This window comes from Nonomuraea sp. NPDC004580, from assembly GCF_040609855.1.
In the GTDB taxonomy this organism is placed as follows: Bacteria; Actinomycetota; Actinomycetes; order Streptosporangiales; family Streptosporangiaceae; genus Nonomuraea; species Nonomuraea salmonea.
Genome location: NZ_JBEXLH010000010.1, coordinates 49,650 through 62,519, shown reverse-complemented (window position 1 = coordinate 62,519; position 12,870 = coordinate 49,650). Strand labels below are relative to the sequence as shown.

15 protein-coding genes are annotated in these 12,870 nt (G+C 71.0%); 7 read left to right on the top strand and 8 right to left on the bottom strand.

The features are described from left to right. Positions 1 to 20: 20 nt before the first annotated feature. Both ABZW11_RS13565 and pknB read left to right on the top strand, forming a co-directional pair. A complete protein-coding gene (locus ABZW11_RS13565; protein ID WP_355416013.1) occupies positions 21 to 1,391 on the top strand; it encodes a protein kinase in 1,371 nt (456 codons plus the stop codon). Positions 1,392 to 1,474: 83 nt separating this feature from the next. Continuing rightward, positions 1,475 to 3,361, top strand: coding sequence for a Stk1 family PASTA domain-containing Ser/Thr kinase (pknB, locus tag ABZW11_RS13560; protein WP_355416011.1), 1,887 nt, complete (start codon positions 1,475 to 1,477; stop codon positions 3,359 to 3,361). Positions 3,362 to 3,549: 188 nt separating this feature from the next. Here pknB and ABZW11_RS13555 read toward each other — a convergent pair whose 3' ends face one another. Genes ABZW11_RS13555 through ABZW11_RS13545 form a run of 3 tightly spaced genes read right to left on the bottom strand, consistent with a single transcriptional unit; the run spans position 3,550 to position 4,938 of the window. Beyond that, the gene (locus ABZW11_RS13555) at positions 3,550 to 4,122 is read right to left on the bottom strand and encodes a gamma-glutamyl-gamma-aminobutyrate hydrolase family protein (RefSeq protein WP_355416009.1); all 573 of its coding nucleotides are present in this window, start codon (positions 4,120 to 4,122) and stop codon (positions 3,550 to 3,552) included. Next, on the bottom strand, positions 4,119 to 4,277 hold the full coding sequence (locus ABZW11_RS13550) for a hypothetical protein (protein WP_355416007.1): 159 nt from the start codon (positions 4,275 to 4,277) through the stop codon (positions 4,119 to 4,121). Before ABZW11_RS13550 ends, ABZW11_RS13555 begins: the two co-directional genes overlap by 4 nt. Before the next feature lies 1 nt (position 4,278). After that, positions 4,279 to 4,938 (bottom strand): class E sortase, encoded by a 660-nt coding sequence (locus ABZW11_RS13545; protein ID WP_355416005.1) that lies wholly within the window; start codon positions 4,936 to 4,938, stop codon positions 4,279 to 4,281. Between the two features lie 99 nt (positions 4,939 to 5,037). Here ABZW11_RS13545 and ABZW11_RS13540 point away from each other — a divergent pair, with 99 nt between their 5' ends. Beyond that, complete coding sequence (locus ABZW11_RS13540; RefSeq protein ID WP_148442372.1) at positions 5,038 to 5,283, top strand: cell division protein CrgA; 246 nt, start codon at positions 5,038 to 5,040, stop codon at positions 5,281 to 5,283. Between the two features lie 35 nt (positions 5,284 to 5,318). On the opposite strand, the gene ABZW11_RS13535 is transcribed toward ABZW11_RS13540, so the two are convergent. Next, positions 5,319 to 6,206 carry a rhomboid family intramembrane serine protease gene (locus ABZW11_RS13535; RefSeq protein ID WP_355416003.1) on the bottom strand — a complete coding sequence of 296 codons (888 nt, stop codon included), beginning with the start codon at positions 6,204 to 6,206 and terminating at the stop codon, positions 5,319 to 5,321. 255 nt (positions 6,207 to 6,461) lie between these two features. Further along, entirely contained in the window at positions 6,462 to 6,998 is a 537-nt protein-coding gene (locus ABZW11_RS13530) for a peptidylprolyl isomerase (RefSeq protein WP_355416001.1), read from the bottom strand. 158 nt (positions 6,999 to 7,156) lie between these two features. On the opposite strand from ABZW11_RS13530, the gene ABZW11_RS13525 reads away from it, so the two are divergent. After that, on the top strand, positions 7,157 to 7,651 hold the full coding sequence (locus tag ABZW11_RS13525; protein ID WP_355415999.1) for a YtxH domain-containing protein: 495 nt from the start codon (positions 7,157 to 7,159) through the stop codon (positions 7,649 to 7,651). A 101-nt stretch (positions 7,652 to 7,752) separates the two neighbouring features. Then, on the top strand, positions 7,753 to 8,829 hold the full coding sequence (locus ABZW11_RS13520) for a hypothetical protein (protein WP_355415997.1): 1,077 nt from the start codon (positions 7,753 to 7,755) through the stop codon (positions 8,827 to 8,829). Positions 8,830 to 8,836: 7 nt separating this feature from the next. Here ABZW11_RS13520 and ABZW11_RS13515 read toward each other — a convergent pair whose 3' ends face one another. Then, entirely contained in the window at positions 8,837 to 9,226 is a 390-nt protein-coding gene (locus ABZW11_RS13515; protein ID WP_355415995.1) for a hypothetical protein, read from the bottom strand. Between the two features lie 125 nt (positions 9,227 to 9,351). On the opposite strand from ABZW11_RS13515, the gene ABZW11_RS13510 reads away from it, so the two are divergent. Together ABZW11_RS13510 and ABZW11_RS13505 are read left to right on the top strand one after the other, a co-directional pair. After that, a complete protein-coding gene (locus ABZW11_RS13510; RefSeq protein ID WP_345393401.1) occupies positions 9,352 to 10,023 on the top strand; it encodes a response regulator transcription factor in 672 nt (223 codons plus the stop codon). Continuing rightward, positions 10,020 to 11,411 carry an ATP-binding protein gene (locus tag ABZW11_RS13505; protein WP_355415993.1) on the top strand — a complete coding sequence of 464 codons (1,392 nt, stop codon included), beginning with the start codon at positions 10,020 to 10,022 and terminating at the stop codon, positions 11,409 to 11,411. The genes ABZW11_RS13510 and ABZW11_RS13505 overlap by 4 nt, the downstream gene beginning before the upstream one ends. On the opposite strand, the gene ABZW11_RS13500 is transcribed toward ABZW11_RS13505, so the two are convergent. Together ABZW11_RS13500 and ABZW11_RS13495 are read right to left on the bottom strand one after the other, a co-directional pair. Further along, positions 11,336 to 12,169: an MBL fold metallo-hydrolase gene (locus ABZW11_RS13500; protein ID WP_355415991.1), complete on the bottom strand. Its 834-nt coding sequence runs from the start codon at positions 12,167 to 12,169 to the stop codon at positions 11,336 to 11,338. The genes ABZW11_RS13505 and ABZW11_RS13500 overlap by 76 nt on opposite strands. Before the next feature lie 46 nt (positions 12,170 to 12,215). Continuing rightward, positions 12,216 to 12,857 carry a response regulator transcription factor gene (locus ABZW11_RS13495; RefSeq protein ID WP_355415989.1) on the bottom strand — a complete coding sequence of 214 codons (642 nt, stop codon included), beginning with the start codon at positions 12,855 to 12,857 and terminating at the stop codon, positions 12,216 to 12,218. Positions 12,858 to 12,870: the final 13 nt, after the last annotated feature.

The following is a 12,870-nucleotide window of genomic DNA, read 5'->3' as shown; positions in this document are numbered from 1 at the left end:
TGACGGTAACCTGCTGGGTCATGCGGCTCCGTAACCGCTACCTCCTGGTCTCCCGCATCGCCACGGGCGGTATGGGAGAGGTCTGGCGTGCCCGCGACGAGCTGCTCGGGCGCGAGGTGGCGGTGAAGATCCTGCGCAGCCACATCTACGCCGACCCCACGTTCCGCGAGCGGTTCAGGAACGAGGCGCGGCTCACCGCGGCGCTGGCCGACCCAGGCGTGGCGCAGATCTTCGACTACGGTGAGCAGAGCGACCTCGCCTACCTCGTCATGGAGCTGGTGCACGGCGAGCCGCTGTCGGCCATCCTGGCGCGCAACGGCGCGCTCGGGCCCGAGGTGACCCTCGACGTGGTGCACCAGACCGCCAAGGCGCTGCACGCGGCCCACTCCGCCGGGATCATCCACCGCGACATCAAGCCGGGCAACCTGCTGGTCACCCCCGAGGGGTCGATCAAGGTGACCGACTTCGGCATCGCGCGTGCCCTGGAGGCGGCACCGGTGACGCAGACCGGCACGGTGCTGGGCACCGCCCAGTACGTCAGTCCCGAGCAGGCGCAGGGTTTCCCGCTGACGCCTTCGACGGACCTCTACTCGCTGGGCGTGGTGGCGTACGAGTGCCTGGCGGGGCGCACGCCGTTCCGTGCCGACAGCCAGGTGGCGATCGCGCTGCTGCACCTCAACGAGCAGCCGCCGCCGCTCGGCGCGGACGTGCCGGCCGCGGTGCGCGAGCTGGTCATGGGGCTGCTGGCCAAGGAGCCCGCGCAGCGGCCCGGGTCGGCGATCGAGGTGGCCGATCGGGCGTACGTGCTGCGCGAGTCGCTGGCGGGGGCGGTGCACGGCGCCGCCGAGCTCAGCATGCTGACCGACCCGGGGGGCTTCCGCGTCCGCGAGCCGTCCCCCGAGGACGAGCTGGCCACCGACAACCTCGACCCGGCCACCCTCCAGGAGGGCCCGCGGAAGAAGCGGCGCAGGGGCGCGCGGACGCTCGCGCTGGTGGCCACGGTGGGCTGCGTGGCGGCGGTGGGGCTGACGGCCATCACGTTCGCCGATCCGCAGCGGCCGCAGGCGACTCCCGAGGTGGCCGAACCGTCACAATCGCCTACCGTGAAGGCCACGCCGACCCGGCAGAAGCCCCGCCCGTCGAAGACGAAGAGCACGCGGCGACCCCCGGTTGTTACGGTGAGGACACCGAGGCCGATACCCTCACGGTCGGCTACGGTAAGCACGTCGGCTACTCCCACCAAGAAGCCGACGCCGACGAAACCGCCCCCGACCACCACTCGGACACCAACTCCCACCCCGACCCCAACGCCCACCACGACACCGACGACACCGACACCCACCGCCACGCCGGATCCGGGTGAGACAAACCCGCCCAAAGAGGAGACGTGATGCGCCATGGGGTCGATGATGGACACCGGCGGCCCCGCGAGCCGGCCGGTACCCAAGATGAACGGTAAGGGACAGTGCAGGAAATGACTCAGCCTCGGCTACTCGGAGGTCGCTACGAGCTCGACGGTGTCGTCGGGCGCGGCGGCATGGCCGAGGTGTATCGCGCCCGAGACATCCGGCTGGACCGCATAGTCGCGATCAAGACCCTCCGGTCCGACCTGGCGCGAGACCACACCTTCCAGGCCCGGTTCCGCCGTGAGGCGCAGTCGGCGGCCTCACTGAACCACCCGGCCGTGGTCGCGGTCTACGACACCGGCGAAGACGTCACCGACGGCACCCCCGTGCCGTACATCGTGATGGAATACGTCGACGGGCGGACGCTGCGCGACCTGCTGCGCCAGGACAGGCGGCTGCTGCCCGAGCGCGCGGTCGAGCTGGTCGACGGCATCCTGCGGGCGCTCGACTACAGCCACCGAGGCGGCATCGTCCACCGCGACATCAAGCCGGCCAACGTGATGATCACCCGCGCCGGCGACGTCAAGGTGATGGACTTCGGCATCGCCCGCGCGATGGCCGACTCCGCGGCCACGATGACGCAGACCGCGCAGGTGATAGGCACCGCCCAATACCTGTCGCCCGAGCAGGCCCGCGGCGAGCGGGTCGACGCGCGCAGCGACATCTACTCCACCGGCTGCGTGCTGTACGAGCTGTTGACCGGCCAGCCGCCGTTCACCGGCGACTCCCCCGTCGCGATCGCCTATCAGCACGTGCGCGAGGAGCCCATCCCGCCGTCGCAGATCGACCGCGAGATCCCGGCGTGGGCCGACGCCATCGTGCTCAAGGCCATGGCGAAGGACCCGGCCCAGCGCTACCAGAGCGCGGGCGAGATGCGGGCCGACATCCAGCGGGCGATGTCCGGCATGCCGACCGACGCCCAGACGATGGCGATGACCGGCACCATGGGTCAGGGCACCCGCATGATGACCGCCACGCACGCGGCCGGCGGCCCGGCCACGCAGCGCACCAGCGCGATCCCCGACTACGACTACGACGAGGGCGGCGGCCGCGGCGGCCGGCGCAGGGCCTCGGGCGGCGGCAACAACGCGGTCAAGACCGCCCTGTGGATCGTCATCCCGCTGCTCATCATCGGCGCGTTCATCACGGTGGGCTACGTCGTCTTCAGCGGGAAGGACACCCCGGCCGACACGAAGGTGGCGATCCCGTCGCTGGTGTCGCAGGAGCGCTCCTACGCGGAAGCGGAGCTGAAAAAGCTCGGGCTGGTGCCGGAGATCGTGCAGAAGGCCAGCTCCGACGTGGAGAAGGGCGCGGTCATCGAGACCGACCCGCCCGCCGACACCACGGTCGAGAAGGGCGCCACGGTCAAGCTGATCGTGTCCAAGGGCCCTGAGAAGATCAAGGTGCCCGACGGCCTCGTCGGCATGAGCTCGGAGGACGCCCAGAAGGTCCTCGAAGAGGTGGGCCTGCGCGGCGTGATCAAGACCCGCAACTCCACCAAGGAGCAGGGCACGGTCATCGCCACCGACCCCAAGCCCGGGGCCGAGCTGGAGAAGGGCGGCTCCGTCACCCTCTTCGTGCCGAAGGAGCAGCGCGAGGTGCCCAGCGTCATCGGGCTCACCCAGGAGGACGCCACGGCTCAGCTGAAGTCCGCGGGCTTCAAGGTCAAGGTCTCCCAGCAACCGGCGCAGGAGCCCGAGGGCACCGTCGTGCAGCAGAACCCGGGTGAGGGCACCAAGCTGCTGCCGGGCACCACGATCACGATCACGGTGTCCACCGGTCCCCAGGACACCGCGCCGCCGCCGACGGACGACCAGCCGACCGACGACTTCCCCACGGACGACCAGCCGACCGACGACTTCCCGACGGACGAGGAGGAGCCGCCGACGGACAACCCGATCGGCGACGAGGGCCTCGGCGGCGGTCTGCACGGTGACGGCTGGCGCAACCGCTGAGACACGCTGAAAGCCGCCCCTCCTGCGCGGAGGGGCGGCTTTCGCGCTGCCGGGCTCGCTGAGGCCGGTGAGAGGCTGCACGCATGAGAAAGCCCCGCGGCGAGCGGGGCCGGACATGGGAACGCCCCCGCCGCTCGGGGGCAACGGCGGGGACGCTCACTGGTACGTCGCTCTACGCGAGACGTTTGTTACACCATTTTTTGCAGCCAATTCCCCAGCAACCGGTGACCGTGCTCGGACAGCACCGATTCCGGGTGGAACTGGATGCCCTCGATGGGCAGCTCGCGATGCCGCAGCCCCATGACGACCCCGTCCGCGGTGCGGGCCGTCACGTCGAGCACGGCGGGCACGCTCTCGGGCAGCACGGCCAGTGAGTGATAGCGGGTCATGCGCACCGGCGACGGCAGGCGCTCGAACACGCCCCTGCCGTCGTGGCTGATGTCGCTCGTCCTGCCGTGGAACAGCTCGGGAGCGCGCGTCACGGTGGCGCCGAAGGCGATCGCGATGGCCTGGTGGCCGAGGCAGACGCCGAGCAGCGGGCGGCCGGTCTCCGCCGCGTGGCGGACCAGTGGGACGCTCACGCCGGCCGCCTCGGGCGTGCCGGGGCCCGGGCTGACGACCACGCCGTCGAAGCCGTCGGCGTCGTGCACGCAGACGTCGTCGCGGGGCCGGACGTCGCACTCGGCGCCCAGCTCGCGCAGGTATTGCACGATGGTGTGCACGAAGCTGTCGTGGTTGTCCACGACCAGCACGCGGCTCATTTCCTCACCGTCACCTCATCGAGTGTCACCGCCGGCTCCATCAGCGGGAACACGACGTACCAGAGTAGGGCCACCGCGGCGAGCACCAGCACGGCGGCCGTCAGCAGCCGGGCGGCAGGGCGGCCGGGCAGCTTGCGCCAGAGCCAGGCGTACATGTCACTCCTCGCGCGGTTCGCTGTGCTTCAGGACGCCGTAGACGATGAGGCGCTCGGCGGCGGAGTACTCGGGGTGGCAGGTGGACAGCGTGATGAAGGCGCGGATGGGCCGGATGTCGGGCTTGCCAGGCACCGGGGCCAGCACCTCGACCTCGTCGGGCCGCACGACGTCCTGGGAGGTGACGCGGTAGGTGTGGCGGGCCTCGCGGGTCTCCACGATGATCTCGTCGTCGCGTTCGAGCTCGTCGATCTCGTTGAACGGGGCCGCGTAGGTGGTGCGGTGGCCCGACAGCACGAAGTTGCCCACCTCGCCCGGCATCGCGCTGTCAGGGTAGTGGCCTGGGCCCTTCTTGAGCTGGTCGGCGCCGACGCCCTCGACGATCGCGTACCGGTAGTCGCGGCCCAGCCGCGGGATGCGCAGCAGCGCGAACGCCTGGCCGGCCTTCGGCTCCGGCGGGGCCGTGCGGCTCTTCTCGGCCGCCAGCTCGCGCTGGAGCAGCAGCTGCTGCCGCTGCGTGTACGCGCCGGTGCCCCAGAGCAGGTACGCGCAGAACAGCATGAGGATCAGGCCCGCGGTGATGCTGGTCTCCCCGAGAGCCCGGAACACGGCCCGCATGCGCTCAGGGTATTCGGCGACGATGCGGGGCCCGGGGATCGCCATGCGACGCGCGTGGCGACTATCCTGGGCCTCACTTCAATTACCCTTACCGAAGAGCCTGCGGATGATCCGGAAGCCCAGGCCCTCAGCAGGAGTTACCCAGTGCCCAAGTCGAAGGCTCGCAAGAAGGCGGTCTACACCCCGCCGCAGAGGTCACAGCAGGTCAAGGTCAGCCCCCGCTGGCTGGCTCCCACGATGGTCGCCGCGTGGATCATCGGAATCCTGTGGATCGCCATCTATTACGTCGCTCCGCAGGCTCCCTTCTTCAGCGACCTCCAGAACTGGAACCTGCTGATCGGGTTTGTTTTCATCATCTTCGGTGTGGTTCTTTCCACCCGCTGGCGTTAGTTCTTTCCACAGTCTTTTCCACAGCCTGGGGAAGCTCAGCCGACCATGCTTGCTATCGCTGGGACGCGTACCAGCACGAGCGCCACGAGGAGCACCAGCGCTCCAGCGATCGCCAGCCACTGCACCAGCGCCCTGTTGGCCTTCGGCGCGTAGGCCAGCGCCAGGGCCAGGAGCGTGCCGGTGACGAGGCCGCCGACGTGGCCGGTCCAGCTGATGCGCAGACCTGAGAACGCGGGCAGCACGAACGTGATGGCCAGGTTGAGCGCGATGATCACGGCGATGCCGCGCACGTCGAGGTTGAGCCGGCGGCCGACCACGAAGACCGCGCCGAACATGCCGAACACGGCTCCTGATGCGCCCAGCGTGAAGGTGCGGAGCGGGTCGGCGTCGAGCCAGAAGCCCAGTGTCGAGCCGCCGAGGGCGCTGAGCAGGTAGAGGGCCGTGAAGCGGGCGTGGCCGAAGGCGCGCTCAAGGTAGGGGCCGATGACCCAGATGGCCCAGCCGTTGAACAGGATGTGGATGAAGTCCTGGTGCAGGAACGCTGCCGTGAGCAGGCGGTAGTACTCGCCGGCGGCGACTGCGGGGGCGTACATCGCCAGCTCGGCGGTGACCACGTCGCCCGTGAGCAGCTGGGCTCCGAAGACCAGGACGATGAGCCCCAGGATGGCGTAGGTGACGATCGGGGTGCGCACCAGGCCGCCGCCGAACGTGGACTTGGCCTGGCGGATGGCCTTGTTGCCCTCGGCGACGCACTCGGGGCACTGGAAGCCGACCGCGGCGTCGCGCATGCAGTCGGGGCAGATGGGGCGCTCACAACGCTGACAGCGCACCCACGTCTCCCTGTCGGGGTGCCGGTAGCACGTGGGCACGGCCTCAGCGGGCTGCTCGGGCTGTGGGGGCTGGCTCGGCGGCTGGCTGGTCATGACCGAAGCCTAAGGCTTGCGGGGGTATGCCGCGTGAGCCCGCGAACCGGCCGCCCCGCACGGGTGACGCGCCCGTCGCGGATCGGCTCGTCCCGCCGCCCTGCGCGGGTGACGCGCCCGTCGCGGTTCACCTCGCTCCGCTGCCCTGCGCGGCCGGAGCGACCGTGGGAACGGCCCTCCGGCTGCGCAGGCGCGCAAGCGGCCCTGCCCGTCCTGTGAGCAGACCCCTGATGGGCCGGGGACGGGCGGATCGCGTCAGGCCTGGACGCGGTCGATGGTGACCGACTGCAGGACGACGTCCTCGACCGGGCGGTCGCGGCCGTCGGTGCGGGTCTTGGAGATCGCGTCGACGACCTCCTGGCCCTCGACGACCTCACCGAAGATGGTGTGCTTGCCGTTGAGGTGCGGGGTCGGCCCGACCGTGATGAAGAACTGCGAGCCGTTGGTGCCCTTGCCCATGCGGATCCCGGCGTTGGCCATGGCCAGCAGGTAGGGGCGGTCGAAGCGCAGCTCGGGGTGGATCTCGTCGTCGAACTCGTAGCCGGGGCCGCCGATGCCCTGGCCGAGCGGGTCGCCGCCCTGGATCATGAAGCCGGAGATCACCCGGTGGAAGATGGTGCCGTCGTAGTAGCGCGCGGTGCTCTTCTCGCCGGTGCCCGGGTGGGTCCAGGGGCGGGAGCCTTCGGCCAGCTCCACGAAGTTGCGCACCGTTTTCGGAGCCTTGGTGGGGAAGAGTTCCACCTTGATATTGCCGTGATTGGTCTGCAGGTTAGCGATCAGCTTCTCAGCCACGAGACAGCTGCCCCCCTCTATGCACAGGGTTGGAATTGTGGTGTTTTGAGGACTATGGCCTTTCGGCCTACCGAGCCATCCTCCCACGGACGGCCATGATTGAGCCGCCTTGTCCAGGGAAGGTCAGGCTCGGGGCCCCAACGACAGGGGAGGTTGTCGTGTCCCTGACACTGAAGAAACGCCGCGTGGTCATAGAAATGCCCGCCACGTGGATGGGTCAAATGAAGACCCGGGCCGCTCAGACCGGCCAGCGCCTCGCACCCATGGCCGACCAGGCCAAGGTGGTCGCGGCGCAGCGTATCGAAGACGCCCGCTACTGGGCGGCGCCGCGGCTGGAGTCCGCGGCGCACGGGTTCGAGGAGCAGGTCGCTCCCAAGGTCAGCTCGATGCTGACCGCGGCGGCCCGGCGAATCGACCCCAAACCAACGCGATCGCGGCGCTGGCCGACGCTCGTGCTGCTGACCGGCCTCGCGGTGGGAACGATCGGCTACATGTTCTACCGCCGCAACGCACAGCAGTGGACCGAGCACATGAAGGACTCCGCCTCCGATGCCTCACGTTGGGTCAATGAGAAGGCGGACAGGACTGCGGAGTCCGCTGACCAGATGGCGGCCAAGGTGTCCAGCAGGCCGGACGAGCACAAGATGTCGTAAGCTCGCCCGTCCTGGGAAGCGCGCCTCCGTCACGTGACGGGGGCGCGCTTCGCGTGCGGGGGCTTGTTGACGTACGACCAAGCGCTTGTTACAAACCCGGCATGACGCTGTCACCCCTCGACGACCACCCCGTCCACCAGGCGGCCCAGGTCATGCGGCACGTGACCACCGGCGACCGCAACTTCTACGACCGCTACTACTTCAACTGCCACGCCGCCTCGGACGAGCTGATGCTGATCGTCGGCCTCGGCCAGTACCCCAACCTCGGCGTCACCGACGCCTTCGCCTGCGTCCGCACCCAGGACCTGCACCGCGTCGTACGGGCCTCGCGCGAGCTGGGCGCCGACCGGATGGACACGCGGATCGGCCCCTTCGGGGTGAAGGTCGTCGAGGGGCTCAAGCGGCTCAGGGTGGTCCTGGAGCCGAACGAGCACGGCCTCTCCTTCGACCTGCACTGGGAGGGGACGATCCCGGCCACCCTCGAACCCCGCCACTTCCTGCGCCGCCAGGAGCGGGTGGTCTTCGACTCGATGCGCATGGCGCAGACCGGCCGGTGGACGGGACACATCACGCTCGGCGAGCGGGAGATCGAGGTCACCCCCGACCGCTGGACGGGCACCAGGGACCGCAGCTGGGGCGTCAGGCCCGTCGGCGAGCCGGAACCGCCCGGCATCCAGGCCACCGGACCGGGGACGTTCTACTGGCTCTACGCGCCGATGCAGTTCGACGACCACGCCGTGCTCTGCATCGTGCAGGAGGACGAGCGGGGCCGCCGGGTGCTGGAGGAGGCCGTACGCGTGTGGTCCGACGGCCGCGAGGAGGAGTACCTCGGCAGGCCGGAGTACCGCCCGGTCTACGCCCCCGGCACCCGCGACGTCGTCGAGGCCGTCCTCACGTTCGCGCCGCCAGGGGGCAAGCCGTTCGACGTGCGCTGCACGCCGCTGCTGCCGGTGCGCCTCATGGTCGGCACCGGTTACGGGCTGGAGCAGGACTGGCGGCACGGCATGTACCAGGGGCCAGGGCCGGTCGTGCAGGGGGTGACGTACCGGCTGCCCGACGACGCCCCCAAGATGTGGGGGATGGTGGACGCCGTCGGGCGCTTCGAGTACGACGGGCTGGTCGGCCACGGCCTGTTCGAGTATTGGGCACTGGGGCCGCACCCGTCGTTCACCGGGTGAGCGGCGGCTACTGGTCGGCGCGCTCACAGGAGATCGCGATGGCCTCAGCCGGGTTCCCGGCAGGGGCCTGCGCGAAGCCCTCCGCGATCGCCGCGACCCGTACGGGCAGGAACTCCACCGTATCGGCGACCTCGGCGTGGACCCCTTCCTTGAGCGCCTCGACCTGCCCGGACGGCCGCGCCTCCGCGGCCTCGTGGCTGCCGATCTCACTGGCCGGCATCGCCTGGGCCAGCTCGACGACCTTGCCGTCCGCGGTCGTGCAGGTCACCTTCACGCCTGGCGCGGGCGAGCGGACCACGCCGGCCGGGCTCGCGCCGTCGGCCAGCGCGGAGCCGCCCAGGCCGGTGACGGCGAGCACGGCCGCCGCGCCCAGCACCGCGAGACGTCGCTTGAACATGGATTCTCCTTGATCGGAATCGGTCGGACGGCTCCGAGACTGGCCCCGCGCACCTGAAGTGATCCTGAAGGCAGCCGAAACGATCTTCAGCTTCGCTTTAGGTGCGCTGAGGCAGGCTGGGTGGCGTGCGAGTCTTATTGGTGGAGGACGAGGAGCGGCTGGCCGACCTGATCAAGGGCGGGCTGTCCGGCGAGGGCTTCGCGGTCGACGTCGCCCACGACGGGCGCGACGGGCTGTGGCTGGCCACCGAGAACGCGTACGACGTGATCGTCCTCGACGTGATGCTGCCCAGGATGAACGGCTACGCCGTCTGCTCCCGGCTGCGCGAGGCCGGCGACTGGACGCCGATCATGATGCTCACCGCCAAGGACGGCGTCTACGACGAGGCCGAGGCGCTGGACAACGGGGCCGACGACTACCTGGCCAAGCCGTTCTCGTACGTGGTGCTCCTGGCCCGGCTGCGCGCGCTGGTGCGGCGGGGCGGGCGGGAGCGGCCGGTCTCCCTCACCGTCGGCGACCTCGTCATCGACCCGGCCGGGCTGCGCTGCCGCCGAGGCGAGGCGGAGATCGCGCTGACGCCCAAGGAGTTCGCCGTGCTGCACGCGCTCGCCCGGCGGGCCGGCGAGGTGGTCTCCAAGAGCGAGCTGCTGGCCCAGGCGTGGGACTTCAGCTACGACGGCGACCCGAACATCGTGGAGGTCTACATCAGCGCGCTGCGCCGCAAGATCGACCTGCCGTTCGGGAAGACGACGCTGATGACCGTGCGCGGCGCCGGGTACCGGCTGGAGGCGGCATGAGGCTGTGGCGGCGGATCTCGCCTGGATTGTCCTCGGTGCGGGTACGGGCGACGGCGGCGGCCACGCTCGTCGTGGCGGTCGCCCTGGGCGCGGCGGCCCTGGTGCTGGTGGTGTCGCTGCGCGGCACGCTGGTGAGCAGCGCCGACGCGGAGGCGGCGAGGAAGGCGACGGCGGCGGCCCCGTACGCGGAGACGCTGGAGCTCACGCCCATCGAAGCGATCAGGACGGGCGTGCGCGCGGACGCCTCGACGAGCGCCCCGCAGGAGGGTGTGGCGCTGCGGGTGGCCGACCCCGACGTGCTGCTGACCCGGCGGGCGGCGGCCACGGAGTGGGCCAGGCCGAGCGAGTACGCCGTCGCGGCCGTCGAGGTGGCCACCGCCGACGGCCCCGCCACGCTGCTGTCGCGGGTCTCGCTGGAGGGCGTCGAGCAGGCGCTGCGCACGGTCTACGGCGCGCTGCTGCCCGGCGTGCCTGCCCTGCTGGCCGTGGTGGCCGGGGTGACCTGGCTGTCGGTGGGCCGCGCGCTCGGCCCGGTGGCCGCGATCAGGGCGAAGGTGGCCGACATCACGGCCCGCGACCTGCACAGGCGGGTGCCGGTGCCGCGCTCGAAGGACGAGATCGCGGCGCTGGCGACCACCGTGAACGGCACGCTCGACCGGCTGGAGACGGCCGTGGAGCAGCACAAGCGGTTCGTGGCCGACGCCGCGCACGAGCTGCGCAGCCCCATCGCGACCCTGCGGGCCCGGCTGGAGCTGGCCGAGCCGAGCGAGCTGACCGCCGAGGCGCTGGCCGACGTCGAACGCCTCCAGTCGCTGGCCGCCGACCTGCTCATGCTGGCCCGGCTGGACGCGGGCGAGCCGCTGCGCAGCGGCGAGATCGACCTGGGTCAGGTGGCGGCCGAGGCGGCGCTGCGGGCCAGGCGGCGGCCCGACGTGCGGGTGGAGCTGGACGTCGCGCCTGACGTGGTGCTGCCGGGGTCGAGCGGGCATCTCGATCGCCTGGTGACGAACCTGGTGGACAACGCCGTACGGCACGCGAGCGCCACCGTACGGGTGCGGGTGGCCGCCGAGGACGGGGACGCGGTGCTGGTCGTGAGCGACGACGGGCCCGGCATCCCGGGGGATCAGCGGGAGGCGGTGTTCGGCCGGTTCACCCGGCTGGACGAGGCGCGGGCCAGGGACGCGGGCGGCGCGGGGCTGGGCCTGCCCATCGCCAGGGACATCGCGCACCTGCACGGCGGCACGCTCGTCTACGACGACGCGGGCTTCGTGGCGCGCTTCCCCGCTGGTCAGACGGCTGGTCAGACGGCTGGTCAGGCGTCTGGCCTGGCGTCTGGCCTGGCGTCTGAAAAGGCGTCGAGCTGCATGAACGCCCGCTCGACCGCCTGACGGGAGACCTCCTCGGGGTAGGGGAAGAGCCTGATCGAGTCGCGCAGCCCCTCCACGTGGGCCTTCTCGGCCAGCTCGGCGACCAGCGCCAGCTCCTCCTGCTGCGCCTGCGCGTACGCCCGATCGACCACCGCGCCGTGCCCCGGCACGATCACCGGCTCGGGCATCTCGGCCAGCATCGCGTCCAGCGTGACCGGCCAGTCGAGCGGGTAGGAGTCGCTGAACGCCGGCGGCGCCCCCTCCTCCACCAGGTCACCGGCGAACAGCACGCCCGCGTCCGGCACCTGCGCCACGATGTCGTTGCTGCTGTGGCCGAGCCCGAAGTGCCGCAGGTGCACGATGCGGCCGCCGATGTCGAGGCTCGCGGCGCTGCTGAACGTGTGGTCGGGCGGCACGATCGTGACCTCTTCCCACTCCTCGCGCCGCTCGGGCCTGCTCCTGATCATGCCCTCGCGCTGCTGCTCGCCGTAGCGCTCGATCTCCTCGGCGCACCTGGTGTGGCCCCAGATCTCGGCGGCGGGGCCGAACATCGCGTTGCCGAAGAAGTGGTCGAAGTGGGAGTGGGTGTTGACGATCGTCCAGGGGTAGGGGGTGACGCGCCGGACGGCCTCGGCCAGGTCGGCGCCCTCGCGGTGGGAGCTCCGGGTGTCGAGCACCAGGCAGTGCCCGTCGCCGACGATCAGCCCCGTGTTCAGGTCGTACGACCGGTGGCGTCGTACGTAGACCCGGTCGCCGATCTCCTGCCACTGCTCGTTCATGGCATCAAACCCTACTTAGTCACGACATGAGCCTCCAGGGGAACGATCAGCCCCGCAGGTACGCCAGCACCGCCCGCACCCGCCGATGCCCGTCGGAGGCGGGCGGCAGGTCGAGCTTGGCGAAGATGTTCGCGATGTGCTTGGCCACGGCCGCCTCCGTGACGTGCAGCCCGGCCGCGATCGAGGCGTTCGCGCGGCCCTCGGCGATCAGGCCGAGCACCTCCAGCTCGCGCGGGGTCAGCCGGGACAGCGGGTCGCGCCGCCGGCGCAGCAGCTGGCGCACCACCTCGGGGTCCACGACCGTGCCGCCCGCGGCCACCCTGTCGAGGGCGTCCACGAACTCGCGTACGTCGCCGATGCGGTCTTTGAGCAGGTAGCCGATGCCGGCGCCGCCGCCCGGCTCCAGCAGCTCTGCCGCGTACGTCTGCTCGACGTATTGGCTGAGCACCAGCACCGCCAGCTCGGGGAAGCGCCCGCGCAGCTCCAGCGCCGCCCGCAGGCCCTCGTCCGAGAAGCCCGGCGGCATCCGCACGTCGGTCACCACGGCGTCGGGACGGTGCTCGGCCACGGCCTCGACCAGGGCGGGCGCGTCGCCGACCGCGGCCTCCACGGTGTGGCCGAACCGGTCGAGCAGCCCCGCGATGCCCTCGCGCAGCAGCACGGCGTCCTCGGCGATCACCACGCGCACAGGTCCTCCTCGA

What these genes read in the sequence shown, in the direction of transcription:
- ABZW11_RS13565 (WP_355416013.1), top strand. Translation starts at nt 21, where the DNA reads ATGCGGCTCCGTAACCGCTACCTCCTGGTCTCCCGCATCGCCACGGGC.
- pknB (WP_355416011.1), top strand. Translation starts at nt 1,475, where the DNA reads ATGACTCAGCCTCGGCTACTCGGAGGTCGCTACGAGCTCGACGGTGTC.
- ABZW11_RS13555 (WP_355416009.1), bottom strand. Translation starts at nt 4,122, where the DNA reads ATGAGCCGCGTGCTGGTCGTGGACAACCACGACAGCTTCGTGCACACC.
- ABZW11_RS13550 (WP_355416007.1), bottom strand. Translation starts at nt 4,277, where the DNA reads ATGTACGCCTGGCTCTGGCGCAAGCTGCCCGGCCGCCCTGCCGCCCGG.
- ABZW11_RS13545 (WP_355416005.1), bottom strand. Translation starts at nt 4,938, where the DNA reads ATGGCGATCCCCGGGCCCCGCATCGTCGCCGAATACCCTGAGCGCATG.
- ABZW11_RS13535 (WP_355416003.1), bottom strand. Translation starts at nt 6,206, where the DNA reads ATGACCAGCCAGCCGCCGAGCCAGCCCCCACAGCCCGAGCAGCCCGCT.
- ABZW11_RS13520 (WP_355415997.1), top strand. Translation starts at nt 7,753, where the DNA reads ATGACGCTGTCACCCCTCGACGACCACCCCGTCCACCAGGCGGCCCAG.
- ABZW11_RS13515 (WP_355415995.1), bottom strand. Translation starts at nt 9,226, where the DNA reads ATGTTCAAGCGACGTCTCGCGGTGCTGGGCGCGGCGGCCGTGCTCGCC.
- ABZW11_RS13505 (WP_355415993.1), top strand. Translation starts at nt 10,020, where the DNA reads ATGAGGCTGTGGCGGCGGATCTCGCCTGGATTGTCCTCGGTGCGGGTA.
- ABZW11_RS13500 (WP_355415991.1), bottom strand. Translation starts at nt 12,169, where the DNA reads ATGAACGAGCAGTGGCAGGAGATCGGCGACCGGGTCTACGTACGACGC.